At 59.6% G+C, this 15,653-nt stretch carries 12 protein-coding genes; 5 read left to right on the top strand and 7 right to left on the bottom strand.

The window, feature by feature from the left end:
- Positions 1-66: 66 nt before the first annotated feature.
- The 6 genes from aroB to pilM form a co-directional block, all read right to left on the bottom strand.
- Positions 67-1,152, bottom strand: coding sequence for a 3-dehydroquinate synthase (gene aroB / locus ABUK12_RS18645; RefSeq protein WP_410013237.1), 1,086 nt, complete (start codon positions 1,150-1,152; stop codon positions 67-69).
- Between the two features lie 41 nt (positions 1,153-1,193).
- Positions 1,194-1,715 (bottom strand): shikimate kinase AroK, encoded by a 522-nt coding sequence (gene aroK / locus ABUK12_RS18640; RefSeq protein WP_131866394.1) that lies wholly within the window; start codon positions 1,713-1,715, stop codon positions 1,194-1,196.
- A gap of 335 nt (positions 1,716-2,050) precedes the next feature.
- Positions 2,051-3,295 (bottom strand): type IV pilus secretin PilQ, encoded by a 1,245-nt coding sequence (gene pilQ / locus ABUK12_RS18635; protein WP_410013236.1) that lies wholly within the window; start codon positions 3,293-3,295, stop codon positions 2,051-2,053.
- A gap of 15 nt (positions 3,296-3,310) precedes the next feature.
- Positions 3,311-4,258 carry a hypothetical protein gene (locus ABUK12_RS18630; RefSeq protein ID WP_410013235.1) on the bottom strand — a complete coding sequence of 316 codons (948 nt, stop codon included), beginning with the start codon at positions 4,256-4,258 and terminating at the stop codon, positions 3,311-3,313.
- On the bottom strand, positions 4,242-4,796 hold the full coding sequence (locus tag ABUK12_RS18625; protein ID WP_410013234.1) for a PilN domain-containing protein: 555 nt from the start codon (positions 4,794-4,796) through the stop codon (positions 4,242-4,244). The genes ABUK12_RS18630 and ABUK12_RS18625 overlap by 17 nt, the downstream gene beginning before the upstream one ends.
- Positions 4,796-5,632 (bottom strand): pilus assembly protein PilM, encoded by an 837-nt coding sequence (gene pilM, locus ABUK12_RS18620; RefSeq protein WP_410013233.1) that lies wholly within the window; start codon positions 5,630-5,632, stop codon positions 4,796-4,798. The genes ABUK12_RS18625 and pilM overlap by 1 nt, the downstream gene beginning before the upstream one ends.
- Before the next feature lie 129 nt (positions 5,633-5,761).
- Here pilM and mrcA point away from each other — a divergent pair, with 129 nt between their 5' ends.
- Positions 5,762-8,323, top strand: coding sequence for a peptidoglycan glycosyltransferase/peptidoglycan DD-transpeptidase MrcA (mrcA, locus tag ABUK12_RS18615; RefSeq protein ID WP_410013232.1), 2,562 nt, complete (start codon positions 5,762-5,764; stop codon positions 8,321-8,323).
- Positions 8,324-9,037: 714 nt separating this feature from the next.
- Here mrcA and nudE read toward each other — a convergent pair.
- A complete protein-coding gene (gene nudE, locus ABUK12_RS18610; protein WP_410013231.1) occupies positions 9,038-9,589 on the bottom strand; it encodes an ADP compounds hydrolase NudE in 552 nt (183 codons plus the stop codon).
- 421 nt (positions 9,590-10,010) lie between these two features.
- Here nudE and ABUK12_RS18605 point away from each other — a divergent pair, with 421 nt between their 5' ends.
- From ABUK12_RS18605 to pckA, 4 genes are all read left to right on the top strand, one after another.
- On the top strand, positions 10,011-12,146 hold the full coding sequence (locus tag ABUK12_RS18605; protein ID WP_410013230.1) for an IgaA/UmoB family intracellular growth attenuator: 2,136 nt from the start codon (positions 10,011-10,013) through the stop codon (positions 12,144-12,146).
- Positions 12,147-12,322: 176 nt separating this feature from the next.
- On the top strand, positions 12,323-12,745 hold the full coding sequence (gene hslR, locus ABUK12_RS18600; RefSeq protein ID WP_410013229.1) for a ribosome-associated heat shock protein Hsp15: 423 nt from the start codon (positions 12,323-12,325) through the stop codon (positions 12,743-12,745).
- 29 nt (positions 12,746-12,774) lie between these two features.
- Positions 12,775-13,653, top strand: coding sequence for an Hsp33 family molecular chaperone HslO (gene hslO / locus ABUK12_RS18595; protein ID WP_410013228.1), 879 nt, complete (start codon positions 12,775-12,777; stop codon positions 13,651-13,653).
- Positions 13,654-13,845: 192 nt separating this feature from the next.
- Positions 13,846-15,465: a phosphoenolpyruvate carboxykinase (ATP) gene (pckA, locus tag ABUK12_RS18590; protein ID WP_410013227.1), complete on the top strand. Its 1,620-nt coding sequence runs from the start codon at positions 13,846-13,848 to the stop codon at positions 15,463-15,465.
- Positions 15,466-15,653 lie beyond the last annotated feature (188 nt).

The following is a 15,653-nucleotide window of genomic DNA, read 5'->3' as shown; positions in this document are numbered from 1 at the left end:
GTTAATGCGATTAAATCAAACTCATCCCCCCTTTCCCGCTCGCGGGATAAGGGGAACGGCCCTGACTCAAGCCTGGCAATCGGCGATTGATGCCAATACGATATCATTTGCTACACCGGTACGCACTTCCGCCTGGCCTATTGAGCGCGGCAGCACTAACCGTAATTGACCGGAAACCACTTTTTTATCCCGCATCATATGGGGCAGGTAATCCGCCGGGGCCATTTCTTTCGGTCCGGCCACCGGCAAGCCCGCGCGCGTCAACAACGCCCGCACGCGACCAATCTCATCCATACTGAACTGCCCTAAACGACGGGCGGTATGCGCCGCCATCATGATGCCCGCCGACACGGCCTCGCCGTGCAGCCAGACGCCGTAGCCCATATGGGTTTCGATGGCATGCCCATAAGTATGGCCTAAATTGAGCAAAGCCCGCTGACCATTTTCACGTTCATCCGCGGCGACCACCGCCGCTTTCAGTTCGCAGCAGCGCCGCAGGCAATAGGACAACGCGTCGGGCTCAAGCGCCAGCACATCGTCAAGATGATTTTCCAGCCAGCCAAAAAAAGCCTCGTCCAGAATGATGCCGTATTTGATGACTTCGGCCAGTCCTGAGGACAATTCGCGCGCCGGCAGGGTTTTAAGGCAGTCGAGATCGATAACTACGGATGCCGGCTGGTAAAACGCGCCGATCATGTTCTTACCGAGAGGGTGGTTAACCGCCGTTTTACCGCCCACCGATGAATCGACCTGGGAAAGCAGCGTAGTGGGAACCTGGATAAAGCGCACGCCGCGCTGATAACTGGCGGCGGCAAAGCCGGTCAGATCGCCGATGACGCCGCCGCCGAGCGCAATAAGCGTGGTATCGCGGCCATGGGGTTTTTTCAGCAGCGCGGTGAAAACCTGATCCAATACGGCCAGGGATTTGTATTGCTCGCCGTCGGGCAGAATGACCTGGTCGACGATGACCCCGGCGCTTTCCAGCACCGTGCGGACAGAGTGCAGGTAAAGCGGCGCCAGCGTTTCGTTGGTCACCACCATCACGTGATCGCCGCTTTTAAGCGGCATGAAAGAAGCCGGGTCGTTGAATAACCCGGCCGCTATCGTAATCGGGTAGCTGCGCTCCCCTAATGTTACCGTAATCCTCTCCATGGGGTGCTTAAGACCTTTTCGGCATCTCGTTACACACTAAATCAGTTGCTTTCCAGCATATTGATAATCTGGTTGGCGACAACTTTAGCACTTTGTTCGTCGGTACGGATGGTGACATCCGCAATTTCTTCATACAAAGGGTTGCGTTCCCGGGCCAGCGCTTCCAGTACTTCACGCGGCGGGGCTTCAACCTGTAGCAAGGGTCGTTTTTTATCACGCTGGGTTCTGGCCAGCTGTTTTTCAATGGTGGTCTCAAGATAAACGACCACACCACGGGCAGAAAGGCGGTTACGTGTTTCACGTGACTTTACTGAACCACCACCTGTAGCCAATACGATCCCTTGTTTCTCGGTAAGTTCGTTAATGACTTTTTCTTCACGATCGCGAAAGCCGTCTTCGCCTTCCACGTCGAATACCCAGCCTACATCAGCTCCGGTGCGTCGCTCAATCTCTTGATCAGAATCGAAAAACTCCATATTAAGTTGTTGAGCCAACTGACGCCCAATAGTGCTTTTGCCGGCACCCATAGGCCCAACCAGAAAGATATTGCGTTTCTCTGCCATGTTTTTCGGTATTACTAAGATTATTCGTTAATGACAACCCGCCCCGCCAATCAAATCAGCGGCGGGACCTAAACTGAAACCTCATGAGCGATAGTGCGAGAATCAGACGAAAAATTATCTCAACACTCGGGGTAGTTTGGCAACCGATTAAATCGATGCTCACACCGCAAGGAGGAATTCCGATATCTCTATCGTAATTACAGGTGACGCAAAAACAGCGATGCTCAATGGGTTACCCTTGTAAGCGAAATTGTGCACAGCGTCAAATCGAACGCGAAAAAAACGCATAATTTGTTGCTAAAACCGCAATTTTGCCCAAATTGAGGCAATCAAGTTTACCCCGTTATGCGGGTCGGCGTAATAAAAATAACCAGTTCACGCTGTTTATAGTGCGCACGCTGGCGTTTGAACAGCTGGCCGAGCAGCGGAATCTCCGCCAAAAGCGGTACCCTATCATGGGTTTGATGTTTTTGATGTTGAAAAATACCTCCTAAAACAATGGTTTCGCCGTCAGCAATGGTCACCTGGGTCTTGATTTCCTCCATATCGATGGAAACACTCTCATTTTCCCCTTGTTTGATTACCCGCCCCGGCACGTTCTGGCTCAGGCGCAAATTGAGGGTTACTTTGCCGTTGCGCAGTATTTTAGGGGTGACTTCCATGCTCAGTACCGCCTCTTTGAACTGAATGGCCGGTGATTTATTTTTACCGTTCGCCACCTGGTAGGGAATCTCGGTGCCCTGCTTGATGCTGGCGGTTTGCTGATGCGCGGTATAGAGGCGGGGGCTGGCCAGGATATCCACTTTGTTTTCCTGCTCCAGCGCGGTCAGTTCCAGTTCAAGCAGCCGGCCGCTGAGGCGCGCCAGGCGAAACCCCATGCTGGCGTAATGCTCACTCAGGGGCAGATCGACCCCCAGGCGCGTGGCGCAAGGCGATGTGCCGCCGCCTTGCTGCCACTTTACCCCGATTTCCCGCAGGTTATCCCGGCTGATGGTAACGATATGGGCGGTGATCATCACTTGCTCCAGCGGCAGATCCCAGATTTTTATCCAGCCGGTAAGCGCAGACAATGCCGCGTCGGTATCGCGCAGCACCAGGGAATTAGTGCGTTTATCCAGCATCACGCTGCCACGCGGGGACATCAGGGCGCCGCGCATCGAGCCGATGCTTTTCGCCACCTCGCCGGCATCGGCGTGCTCCAGCGTCACCAACTGGTTGCGCAAAGGAGTTTCACCCGGCGGCCCGTCCGCCTCGCCCCGCCGCGCGGGGAACACCATCAGCGCGTCATCCTGGCGCTCCAGGCGCAGGCGGCCAGTGCGCGCGATCAGATCCACCGCCTGTAGCCAGGACACATTGTGCAGATTAAGGCTGATATTGCCTTTGATGTCCGGGGCAATAACCAGATTCAGGCGCTGATGTTCCGCCAGGGCGCGCAGCACCTGCGGTATCGGCGCGTCGTCAAATACCAGCGTCACCGGTTTGCCGTCGCCGCCCGCCGTCCGTCCGGCCAGCGTGACGTCCCGCCATCCAACCGTCAGCAAACACAAGATCAACCCCACCATCCGCGCGTGTCCTTTCATTGTGCCTCGTCCTTTTTATCGGGTGACTCCATTATGATCCTCCTGATCTTTCTGATCTTCCTGATCTTTCCTGGCCGCAGTGCGTGTTGTTCCGCACCGGCGCCAGCGCCCCTGATCGTCAACGGTCCAGAATAACCAGCGCTCTCCCGCGCCCACCTTCCCTTTTATCCGATCGATCCGGCCGTCCGCGGCAGGCCGACCGGCGTGACCCGGCTGAACGTGCGGCGCCGGTTGAAAAGGATCGCGCTCCTGCGGCCGTTCATCGTCCGTTGCCTCTCTCCTCTCCTGGTCCTCCGCCGCCAAACCCGGGCTGGACGCCGTCTCCCGGTAATCTACCGCCGTGGCCCCGTCGTTACCGGCCTCCTCGTCATCGTCCCCCGCCTCCCCCGGCGCCTTTTCCCGCCGCCCGTTTTTCGTTTCCGTCCCGGGCGCGGCAGACAGGATAAGCTCCGCCTCCAGCAACCCGCCCCGGCGCCTGACGGTAAGGGTTTCCAGGGGGAGTGCTCCCCGCAGGTCGCAGAGATGGCGCAGCATGCGCCGCAGTTGCGCATAGTCCGTGGTTACCACCAGTTGCCAGCGTTCGAAAACGTGCTGCCGGTCGCCGGCGGCGCCAAACGCCCGCCAGGTGAGGTTCTTCCCCCGGCCCGGAGGGATAACGGCGGCCAAGGCGGCCGGATCCCCGCGCATTTTTTCGCCGGCGTCGACGGGGCGGCGTAAGCGCAGGATATCGGCTTCCAGGCGTTCCGGAGCGGGTAAGCCGGCCTGCGCCCGTTCCTGCCCAGCCACCACGGTTTTGCAATGGCCGATATCCTGGCGCAGCAACTCCGCCGCGTCCTGTCCAGGGCGCACGACCAGCAAAATCCCCAGCGCGACGTAAACGCCCACGATGATCTGCGCCAGGGCCAGCGCGCGCCAGGGGCGCTCCATCCAGCGGCCGAACCCGCCCTCAGCGTCCGGCATCATCCGCCGCCCCGGCGGGCCACGCCGCCTGTAACTCAAAGCTGAAGCGGCCGTTTTCCTGTTGTTCGATTCGTCGCCAGCGTATGGAAGCGAACCGAGGATGCCGGGAAAGCAGGCGGTCCGCCGTGCTAATATGCGCATAGCGCTCGCTGCAGCCGCTTATATGTACTTCTGTGCCGCACAGCCGCAGCCGGGTTAACCACAATCCCGGCGGCAGCAGGCCCGGCAGTTGATCCAGCAGTTGCCGGTAGCGCTGGTTGCCGGCGTTGGCCCGGCGCCGGCCGCGCAGCTTGTTTTCCAGCTCTTGCCGCCGTTCCAGCAGACGCTCCATCCGCTGCCGCTGCCCGCGGATTTGTTTTTCGCGCTGTTGCCACTGTGAGAGCAGTGCGCCAAGCTCGGCGAGCTGTTCATGGCCGCGCCGCGCCTGCAGGCCCAGCAGACCGGAGGCCAGCAGCAGTTCGACCGCCAGCGCCAGGGACATGATTCTTGCGCGCCGCCGCCGGCGTTGGCGCCGCCACGGCAGCAAGTTGACCTGATACATTATTCATCGCCGCGGCGCACGGCCAGCCCGCCCGCGATGGCGAATGCCGCCGGCCACGCCGGTAGCGGGGGATGCGCCTGCCACAGGGCGGCAAATGGCGACCATTGCAGGGCATCCGTCTGCGGCGGGCAGATGGCGTCGCTGCTGATATAGACCGGCTCGCCCCTGCCGCAGGCATCAGGATAGCGCTGGTGGATGAGTCCGCGCGCCGCCGGCAGCGCCGCGGCCTCGCCGGTGGCGATAACGCCGAATTCCAGGGGACGCGCCAGCGGCGAGACCCAGTGCCATCCCGTGCGCGCAGCGTGGATCAGCAGCCGGTCCCGCGCCAGGCCCGCGGCGCTTGCCATGCAGCGCAGGGCGCTGGGCGCGATATCCAGCACTTGCGGAGCCAGACCGGCGCGCTCCAGACAGGATAGCCACCGCGCCACGGCCTCCTGCCGGGCTGCGGTCACCAGCAGCGTGCCGGGCGCCTGCGGATCGTCACGGTAATCGAGCAGCAGCTTTTCACGGCCGGCGGGGAAATAGCGGCGGGCCTGCGCGGTGATATACCACTCCCGTTCCGGCTCGCCGAGGCGATGGTCCGGCGCGGCCATGCGCCGGTGCAGAAACTCGGTTGACGGCAAACAAACTCGTAACGAAATGCGTCCGGGCAGTTGCCTGCGCCACACCGCCAACAGTTGCTCCAGGGCGGCGGACGGCGTGCCCTCAGCCCCCTCCGGCATGGGCCGCTGCCACCAATGGCGAAGCTGCCAGCCCTGGCGCCGCCGCTGCACCGCCAGCGCCCGCGCGGTGCCGTTTTCAAACGCCAATCCCACTTGCCAGGTGCAAAATTCCATGTTTGCCGAGCTCCTTCTCATTCGTTATCGTCCGTCATTAAAAGTACGTATCCAACGTGCTGGCTTACCTTTATACTAGCGCGCGGTTGTTTATAAACTGCCCAAATGACATGAAATGGGAAATCTCAGGTGAAGTTCGTAAAATATTTTTTAATCTTTGCAGTGTGTTGCATTCTGTTGGGAGCCGCCTCGATATTTGGCATGTACAAATATATCGAGCCGCAGTTGCCTGACGTCGCCACCCTGAAAGACATTCGGCTGCAGACCCCGATGCAGGTCTATAGCGCGGACGGTGAGCTGATAGCGCAGTTTGGGGAAAAACGCCGTATCCCCCTGAAGCTGCAGCAAATACCGCCGGAACTGGTCCACGCGTTCGTGGCCACGGAAGACAGCCGCTTCTATGAGCACCATGGGGTTGACCCGGTGGGCATCATGCGCGCCGCCTCCATCGCGCTGATGTCCGGCCATGCGTCCCAGGGCGCCAGCACCATCACGCAGCAGCTGGCGCGCAATTTCTTCCTCAGCCCAGAGCGGACGTTGATTCGCAAAATCAAAGAAGCTTTCCTGGCCATCCGTATCGAGCAGCTGCTGACGAAAGATGAAATCATCGAGCTGTATCTCAACAAGATTTATCTGGGTTACCGCGCCTATGGCGTCGGCGCGGCGGCGCAGGTGTATTTTGGCAAGAATGTCGACCAGCTGACCCTGAGCGAGATGGCGGTCATTGCCGGCCTGCCGAAAGCGCCCTCGACCTTCAATCCGCTTTATTCCCACGATCGGGCGCTGGCGCGGCGTAATTTCGTGCTGTCGCGCATGCTGGATGAAAACTTCATTACGCGCGAACAGTTCGAACAGGCCCGCAACAGCGATCTGGTGGCGAATTATCACGTGCCGCAAATGGCGTTTTCGGCGCCTTATGTCTCTGAAATGGTGCGTCAGGACATGATGAAACGCTACGGGGAAAATGCCTATACCGATGGTTATAAGGTCTATACCACCATCACCAAAAAACTACAGCTGGCGGCGCAGGACGCCGTGCGCAACAACGTGCTCGATTACGATATCCGCCACGGCTACCGCGGACCGAGCAACGTGCTGTGGAAGGTGGGTGAAATGGCCTGGGACCAGAAGCATATCGTCGATACTTTAAAAACGCTGCCGGTTTACGGACCGCTGTTCCCGGCGGTGGTAACGCAGGCCGACGCCGAACAGGCCACCGCCGTAATGGCGGACGGCAGCAGCGTCGCCCTGCCGATGGCAGGGGTGCGTTGGGCGCGAGCGTTTAAAACCGATACGCTGCAAGGCCCTCTGCCGCGCAAGGTCTCGGACGTCGTCAAGCCGGGCGAGCAAATTTGGGTGCGCAAGGTCGGCGATATCTGGTGGCTGGCGCAGGTGCCCGACGTCAACTCGGCGCTGGTGTCCCTCAATCCGCAGGACGGCGCGGTCAAGGCGTTGGTGGGAGGGTTCGATTTCAACCAGAGCAAATTCAACCGCGTCACCCAATCGCTGCGGCAGGTCGGGTCGAATATCAAGCCGTTCCTGTATACCGCCGCCATGGATAAAGGGCTGACCCTGGCCACCATCCTTAACGACGTGCCGATTTCCCGTTGGGACGCCGGCGCCGGCGCCGACTGGCGGCCGAAAAACTCGCCTCCGACCTATGACGGCCCCATCCGCCTGCGCCAGGGGCTGGGGCAATCGAAAAACGTGATGATGGTGCGCGCCATGCGCGCCATGGGCGTGGATTATGCCGCGGAATACCTGCTGCGCTTTGGTTTTCCCGCGCAGAATATCGTGCATACCGAATCGCTGGCGCTAGGCTCGGCGTCGTTTACTCCGCTGCAGATGGTGCGCGGGTACTCGGTGCTCTCCAACGGCGGTTATCTGGTCGACCCCTACCTAATTACCCGCATCGAGGACGAAGCCGGCCATGTTCTGTTTGCAGCCAAGCCCAAAGTGGTCTGCGACACCTGCAACCTGCCGGTAATCTACGGCGACACCAACAAATCCGCCGTCCTGTCCGATGACAGCATGGAAAACGTCGCCGTGTCGCGCCAACCCGATAATAACGCCGCCGTGCCGATGCCCCGCCTGGAAACCGTTTCCCCGGCGCAACAGGCCGCTGACGGCAGCCAGCTTTATGCGCCGCACGTCATCAGTACGCCGCTGGCGTTCCTGATCCACGACGCGCTTAACAGCAACATCTTTGGCGAACCCGGCTGGATGGGCACCGGCTGGCGCGCGGGCAAGGACTTGAAGCGCCATGATATCGGCGGCAAGACCGGTACCACCAACGATTCCAAGGATGCCTGGTTCTCAGGCTACGGCCCGCAAACCGTCACCACCGTATGGATTGGCTTCGACGATCATCGCCGCAACCTGGGCCGGGCCACGGCGTCCGGCGCCATCAGCGATCAGATTTCCGGCGGCGAAGGCGGTGCCAAAAGCGCCCAGCCGGCCTGGGATGATTTTATGAAGGTCGCGCTGGAAGGAATACCGGAGCAAAAAGTCACGCCCCCGCCGGGCATCGTCACCGTCAGCATCGATAAGAGCAGCGGCAAACTCTCCGACGGCGGCGGCAACAGTCGCGAGGAATACTTTATCGACGGTACGCAGCCGAGGGACCGGGTGGTGCACGAGGTGGGTACCGTGGTGACGGATAACGGCGGCGAATCGCACGAACTGTTCTAATGCGGCGGCCTGCCACGGCAGGCCCGCCAACACCGCACTCAAAGCAGACATGTCAAGGGAGAGCGTGCCAATGGGGTCGAATCGGGCGTGGTTTTCCCGCCCGACCGAGCGCCCCATGGCGCGGTATGCCCGCCAACACCGCGCTCAAAGCAGACGTGTTAAGGGAGAGCGTGCCAATGGGGTCGAATCGGGCGTGGTTTTCCCGCCCGACCGAGCGCCCCATGGCACGGCAGGCCCGCCAACACCGCGCCCAAAGCAGACGTGTTAAGGGAGAGCGTGCCAATGGGGTCGAATCGGGCGTGGTTTTCCCGCCCGACCGAGCGCCCCATGGCGCGGTATGCCCGCCAACACCGCGCTCAAAGCAGACGTGTTAAGGGAGAGCGTGCCAATGGGGTCGAATCGGGCGTGGTTTTCCCGCCCGACCGAGCGCCCCATGGCGCGGTATGCCCGCCAACACCGCACTCAAAGCAGACGTGTTAAGGGAGAGCGTGCCAATGAGTCGAATCGGGCGTGGTTTTCCCGCCCGACCGAGCGCCCCATGGCGCGGTATGCCCGCCAACACCGCGCTCAAAGCAGACGTGTTAAGGGAGAGCGTGCCAATGGGGTCAAATCGGGCGTGGTTTTCCCGCCCGACCGAGCGCCCCATGGTGCGGTATGCCCGCCAACACCGCACTCAAAGCAGGCATCCAAAGGGATAACCGGACTCCGGTTGTTTTATTTCCGCACCAGCCACGCATGGGCCAGAAACAGCGCGCTGACGTTACGCGCCTCGCGAAAATCCGGCTCATTAAGCAACTCCATCATGCGATCGATGGGCCAACGCACCTGCGGCAACGGTTCGGGCTCATCGCCCTCGCGCTGCTGCGCATACAGATCCCGCGCCACCACGATATTCATTTTGCTGGAAAAATAGGACGGCGCCATGGTCAGCTTGGTTAAAATATCCATGCGCCGCGCGCCGAAACCCACCTCTTCCATCAGTTCCCGGTTCGCCGCTTCCAGGATCTCCTCGCCGGGATCAATCAGCCCCTTGGGAAACCCCAGCTCATAATCCTCAATGCCCACCGCATACTCACGGATCAACACCAGATGATCATCGATTATCGGTACGATCATCACCGCCTCCCGATCGGACGGCTGCATCCTTTCATAAATCCGCCGCGCCCCATTGCTGAACTCGAGGTCGACGGTTTCTACATTAAACAATCGGGAGCGCGCCACGGTTTCAACTTTATGAATTTTTGGTTTTTGCAGATGCTTATCCATAATGGTCCCGAGCAGACAAAATACATATCACAGCATAACCGCCTATGCGCGCAAACAACAGGATCAGGGCATCCACGTTAAATCCCCCGCCCGCCAGCGGCGCCGTTTCCGCGCCGGCTAACCCCATCTTTACCTGCCATTGCGCCAACGCGAGGCCGGGTAAAACGGATGCAATTAGTTATAGCATGGCAAGTAAAAGAAAAGAATTGGGATTAAAATAGGAAAATACCGATATGTCGCTAAAGAATGGATTGCTACCCTGAGATTAGCGTTGATAGTTGTCACGTTTTTTTCCCGCGCGGCTGTCAATCAAACAATCGAGTGTTCGTTTCTCTATGACGAGCGTGGCGTCACGCCGCTTGCCGGATGCGTATCATATTATCGATGTATCGTCGTTTTTTCGTGTTTCGATGGGGATGGCATGAGCACAATAGTCATTGTATTGGCCTTACTGTTGACCTGTGCGATCGCGTTATCCGCTTACCGGGCCTACCGCCGGCGCCACATCCCCGCGCCGATAAAGCGCATGCCGTCGCTGCAACCCTTGCCCCGCAAACTGGCCCCGCAGGAACGCGAGGCCATCGAACACTATTTCCAGCTGAATAAACACCTCCAGTATAGCTTGCCCCTGGCCTCGCCCCCCGCGCCGGTGGCGGAGACCCTGGCGTTAACCCCGCAAAGCGAGAATATCTATGCGGTCACCCACGCCATCACCCGTTATGGTTTGGCCACCGACGCGCCCCATAAGTGGCGCTATTTCCTCGACAGTACCGAAGTGCATCTCCCCCCGCTCTGGGAACAGTATATTGCCGACGAAAATCATGTCGAACTGATAAAAACCGCCGGGATCCCCCTGGTGATTGCGCTCAACGGCCACTCGCTGGTGGATTACATGTCCGCCGACCCGCAAGCGCCCAGCCCGCCGCAGTTAGTACCGAACTCGTCCATGCGCGAGCAGGAAACCGAGCAGGTCGAATTGCTTAACATCCGCAAGGAAACCCCCGAGGAATATGCGCTCAGCCGGCCAAAGGGCATCTATGAGGCCGCCTTGCTGAGCGTGGCGCTATTATTGCTGTTTGTCAGCCTGCTGGCGCCGGTGCTGGCCGTGCCATGGCTGGTGGCCGTCGCCGGCGTGCTGATGGGCTGGGGCGGCTGGCGGCTGTTGCGCCGGCCGGCCGAGAGCGCGCTGCGGGATGTGCACTGCCTGCGCGGCACGCCCAAGCGCTGGGGCCTGTTCGGGGAATCTGACCAAAGCCGCATCAGCACCATCTCGTTCGGCATTATCGACCTGAACTACCCGCCCCACTGGCTGCCTTTTATCGGCCATGATATGGGCAAAAAGACCGATGTCGATATCTACGTCAACCGCCAGGTGGTGCGCCAGGGGAAATATCTGTCCCTGCACGACGAAATGAGGCATTTCCCGCTCCAGCGCTTTGGCGGCAACCTGGTATTGCTGTGCAGCTCGGCCCTAATCCTGTGCCTGCTGCTGATCTACGTGCCGCTGACCTTGCCGCTGACGCTGAGCACCGCCTGGTTAAAAGGCGCGCAGAATATCCAGGCGGTGGATGTCAATACGCTGGCGCAGGCGCAGCTGCGCATCGGCGATACGCTGCACGCCCAGGGCTCGGGCATGTGCTATATCAATACCGCCCTGCCCGCGGATGCCCGGGAACCGTTTGTCCCTTTCGACTGTTCCAGCATTTATTGGAATAACGCCGAACCGCTGCCTTTGCCGGAGTCCGACACGGTGGATAAGGCGGTATTATTGCTCAATACCGTCAATACCCAACTGCACCCCCAGTTGGATAACGATCCCAAGATCAATCCAGGCCTGGCGACCGCCATCCAGAAATCGGGCATGATACTGCTGGATGATTTTGCGGACATCGTGCTGAAAACGCAGGACCTTTGCCATGACGACAGCGCCTGCGGCCGGCTGAAAACCGCGCTGGTCAACCTGGCCAACGGCCGGGATTGGCCTTCGCTTGTGAAGCGGGCGCGCAACGGCACGCTCAAAGGCGTCAACGTCCTGCTGCGCCCGGTCAGCGCGGAAACGCTGCAAAACCTGGTGACCAGCGCCACCTCGTCCATTTTCACCGGAGAGACCCGCCAGGCGACCAATGCCCTTAACAGTCCCCCGCCGGGCGGATTCCTGATCCACAGCGACGAGGGAAAATTACTGGTGGATCATCCATTGCCGGCCAGTTCCTTATATGATTACACCGGGCTGGCGCAATGGCATGAACTGCAGCGCCTCTCCGCCATGCTGCTGCACACGCCGTTCCGCGCCCAGGGCGTCATTACCAATATCACCGTCGACGCCAACGGCACCCGCCATATTTCGCTGCACAGCGAACCCGATGTCATCACCGTCTGGCGCTACCTTGGCACCAGCGTACTGCTTTTCCTGTTGATTATCATCGCATTGGTCAACGCCGTACTGCTGATCCGCCGCCTGGGCAAAAGCCGGCATCGCGCCCAGGATATTCAGCGTTATTATGAAAGCTGTTTTAATACCCACCTGCCCACCGTGGCATTAAAAACGCTGCGTTAACCCGCGGCGCCCCGGTTTGCCCCGCGCGTCATGCGCACGGAATTTGCATGTCATCCGCCAACGACTGGTATAATACCCTAATGTATCCTGATACCGGCGGCACACCAGCGCGGCATCCACCCGGCGGACCGGGTACTGAAAAAGCGCCCGTTCCCGGCCAGCACACAGGAGGCACGATGAAAAACCAGGATAAGGACAAAGGCGGACAGGAAGAGGCCGTCCGCCTTGATAAATGGCTTTGGGCGGCACGATTTTACAAAACCCGCGCCATCGCCCGGGAAATGGTGGAAGGCGGCAAAGTCCATTACAACGGACAGCGCACCAAACCCGGCAAAATCATGGAGAGCGGCGCGGAGATCACCCTGCGCCAGGGTGATGACGAGCGCACCGTGGTGGCGCTTACCCTAACGGTACAGCGCCGGCCCGCCAGCGAAGCGCAACTGTTCTACCAGGAAACGGCGCAAAGCGTGGCCAAACGCGAAAAGCTGGCCGCCGCGCGCAAAATCAATGCCCAGAACGTGACCCACCCGGACCGGCGGCCGGATAAAAAAGAGCGCCGCAACCTGATTAAATTTAAATATGGCGAGTCGGGGGAATAAGCCCGCCGCCACCGGCAAGAGAGAGAATTATGGCCATTCACGACCAGCTACACCGTTATTTATTTGAAGATTATGCCGTGCGCGGTGAACTGGTTTCATTGCATGATACCTACCGGCAGGTCCTGGGCCAGCATGATTACCCGCCCAGCGTCAAAAACCTGCTGGGGGAAATGCTGGTGGTCACCAGCCTGCTGACCGCTACGCTGAAATTCAGCGGCGAGATTACCGTGCAACTGCAGGGCGACGGGCCGCTGCGCCTGGTGGTCATTAACGGCGATCACCAGCAGAATATGCGCGGCGTGGCGCGCATCGACGGCGACATCGCCGAAAACAGCACGCTCAGACAAATGGTCGGCAACGGCTACCTGGTCATTACGCTCACCCCGGATGAGGGCGAGCGTTACCAGGGCGTGGTGGGCCTGGAAGGAGAACACCTGGCCGATTGCCTGGAAAACTACTTCCTGCAGTCTGAACAGCTGCTGACCCGCCTGTTTATCCGCACCGGCGAAGCCAACGGCCAGGTCGCGGCCGCCGGTATGCTGCTACAGGTGCTGCCCGCGCGCGATGCCAGCCACGACGACTTTGACCGCCTGGCGCAGTTGACCGCCACAGTCAAGGCGGAAGAGCTGTTCACCCTGCCGGCCGATGACGTGTTATATCGCCTCTATCATCAGGATAAGGTATCGCTTTACCCCGCCCAGGACGTCCGTTTTCTTTGCACCTGCTCCCGGCAGCGTTGTGCTGACGCGCTGCTGACGCTGCCGGAGCATGAGCTTGATGAAATGCTCGATCAGGACGAAACCATCGACATGCATTGTGATTTCTGCGGTAGTCATTATGTCTTTACCGCCGGGGATGTCGCGGCGATAAAGTCAGACCGCACGGGCCCTGAGACACAATTACACTGAGATAGGCGCCGGCGGGCACAGGACAGATAGACTTGCCTATGGTAGCGCATGCTGAAGCTTTATTTATGCGTCAGCTCCCAATACAGTGTAAAACTTGCTGACGTCGGTTATTTCATGACCTACCTCTCGGTGATCCACTGGGTAACCCTTACAATCGCTACAGGTAATAATTTAAAGCTAAGGAGTCGTCATATGGCAAGTCATGGTATCAACGCGCAAGACCTGGTCGGCTATGGCATTACTAACTGTAGCGAGGTGATTTACAACCCGGATTTTGCCTTATTGTTCCAGGAAGAAACCGCCGATTCACTGCAAGGATTTGAGCGCGGCACCGTCACCCGCACCGGCGCCGTGGCCGTCGATACCGGTATCTTTACCGGCCGCTCGCCGAAGGACAAATACCTGGTGCGCGACGACGTAACGCGCGATACCGTCTGGTGGTCGGATCAGGGTAAAGGCAACAACGACAATCATCCGCTCAGTCAGGAGACCTGGAGCCACCTGAAACAACTCGTCGGCAACCAGCTGTCGGGCAAACGCCTGTTTATCGTGGATGCGTTTTGCGGCGCCAATGAAAACAGCCGGTTAAAGGTACGCTTTATCACCGAGGTGGCCTGGCAGGCGCACTTCGTCAAAAACATGTTTATCCGCCCCGATGAAGAGGAACTGCGGGACTTCAAACCTGATTTCGTGGTCATGAACGGGGCCAAATGCACCAATCCCGACTGGCAACAGCAGGGCATGCACTCGGAAAACTTTATCGCCTTTAACCTGACGGAGCGGATGCAGCTGATTGGCGGCACCTGGTACGGCGGCGAAATGAAAAAAGGCATGTTCTCGATCATGAACTACCTGCTGCCGTTAAAAGGCATCGCCTCGATGCACTGCTCGGCCAATGTCGGCGCCGCCGAAGATGTCGCCATTTTCTTTGGCCTGTCGGGCACCGGCAAAACCACGCTGTCCACCGATCCGCACCGCCGGCTTATCGGCGACGATGAGCACGGCTGGGACGACGACGGCGTCTTTAACTTCGAGGGCGGCTGCTACGCCAAGACCATCCATCTGTCGGAGGAAGCCGAGCCGGAAATTTTCCACGCTATCCGCCGCGACGCCCTGCTGGAAAACGTGGTTGTCCGGGCCGACGGCAGCGTAGACTTTGACGACGGCAGCAAAACCGAAAATACCCGCGTCTCATACCCTATCTACCATATTGAGAATATCGTCAAACCGGTATCGAAAGCGGGCCATGCGTCCAGGGTCATCTTCCTGACCGCCGACGCCTTCGGGGTACTGCCGCCGGTGGCCAGACTGACGGTGGAACAGGCGCAATATCACTTCCTGTCCGGCTTTACCGCCAAGCTTGCCGGCACCGAACGCGGCATCACCGCGCCGACCCCCACTTTCTCGGCCTGCTTCGGCGCGGCGTTCCTGTCGCTGCACCCGACCCAGTACGCGGAGGTACTGGCCAAACGCATGAACGCCGCCGGCGCCAAGGCCTATCTGGTGAATACCGGCTGGAACGGCACCGGTAAACGCATTTCCATCAAAAATACCCGCGCCATTATCGACGCGATCCTGAGCGGCGCTATCGACGATGCGGAAACCCTCACGCTACCGGTATTCAACCTGGCGGTGCCGATGACGCTGGCCGGCGTCGACAGCCAGATTCTCGACCCGCGCCATACCTACGCCGAACCCGGTCTGTGGCAGGAAAAGGCCGACGACCTGGCGAAACGGTTTATCACCAATTTTGATAAATACACCGACACGCCGGCAGGCAAGGCGCTGGTTAAAGCGGGACCGAAGCTGTAAGCACCCCGGCGCCGGGCTAAACCCCGGCGCGGTAAGCCCACTGACACCGGACGTAAAACCGGCGTGTTAAAGGGAGAGCGTGCCGATGGGGTCGAAGCGGCCATGGTTTTCCTGGCCGCCAAAGCGCCCCATGGCATGCTAGGCCCGCCAACGCCGAACCTAAAGCAGACGTGTTCAAGGGAGAGCGT

The organism is Sodalis sp. C49 (genome assembly GCF_046352915.1).
Classification (GTDB): Bacteria; Pseudomonadota; Gammaproteobacteria; order Enterobacterales; family Enterobacteriaceae; genus Acerihabitans.
The sequence above is the reverse complement of the archived record's forward strand: the minus strand, read 5'-3'. Positions and strand labels throughout refer to the sequence as shown.

Coding starts and splice junctions, on each gene's coding strand:
- aroB (WP_410013237.1), bottom strand. CDS start 1,152: ATGGAGAGGATTACGGTAACATTAGGGGAGCGCAGCTACCCGATTACG.
- aroK (WP_131866394.1), bottom strand. CDS start 1,715: ATGGCAGAGAAACGCAATATCTTTCTGGTTGGGCCTATGGGTGCCGGC.
- pilQ (WP_410013236.1), bottom strand. CDS start 3,295: ATGAAAGGACACGCGCGGATGGTGGGGTTGATCTTGTGTTTGCTGACG.
- ABUK12_RS18630 (WP_410013235.1), bottom strand. CDS start 4,258: ATGATGCCGGACGCTGAGGGCGGGTTCGGCCGCTGGATGGAGCGCCCC.
- ABUK12_RS18625 (WP_410013234.1), bottom strand. CDS start 4,796: ATGTATCAGGTCAACTTGCTGCCGTGGCGGCGCCAACGCCGGCGGCGG.
- pilM (WP_410013233.1), bottom strand. CDS start 5,632: ATGGAATTTTGCACCTGGCAAGTGGGATTGGCGTTTGAAAACGGCACC.
- nudE (WP_410013231.1), bottom strand. CDS start 9,589: ATGGATAAGCATCTGCAAAAACCAAAAATTCATAAAGTTGAAACCGTG.
- ABUK12_RS18605 (WP_410013230.1), top strand. CDS start 10,011: ATGAGCACAATAGTCATTGTATTGGCCTTACTGTTGACCTGTGCGATC.
- hslR (WP_410013229.1), top strand. CDS start 12,323: ATGAAAAACCAGGATAAGGACAAAGGCGGACAGGAAGAGGCCGTCCGC.
- hslO (WP_410013228.1), top strand. CDS start 12,775: ATGGCCATTCACGACCAGCTACACCGTTATTTATTTGAAGATTATGCC.
- pckA (WP_410013227.1), top strand. CDS start 13,846: ATGGCAAGTCATGGTATCAACGCGCAAGACCTGGTCGGCTATGGCATT.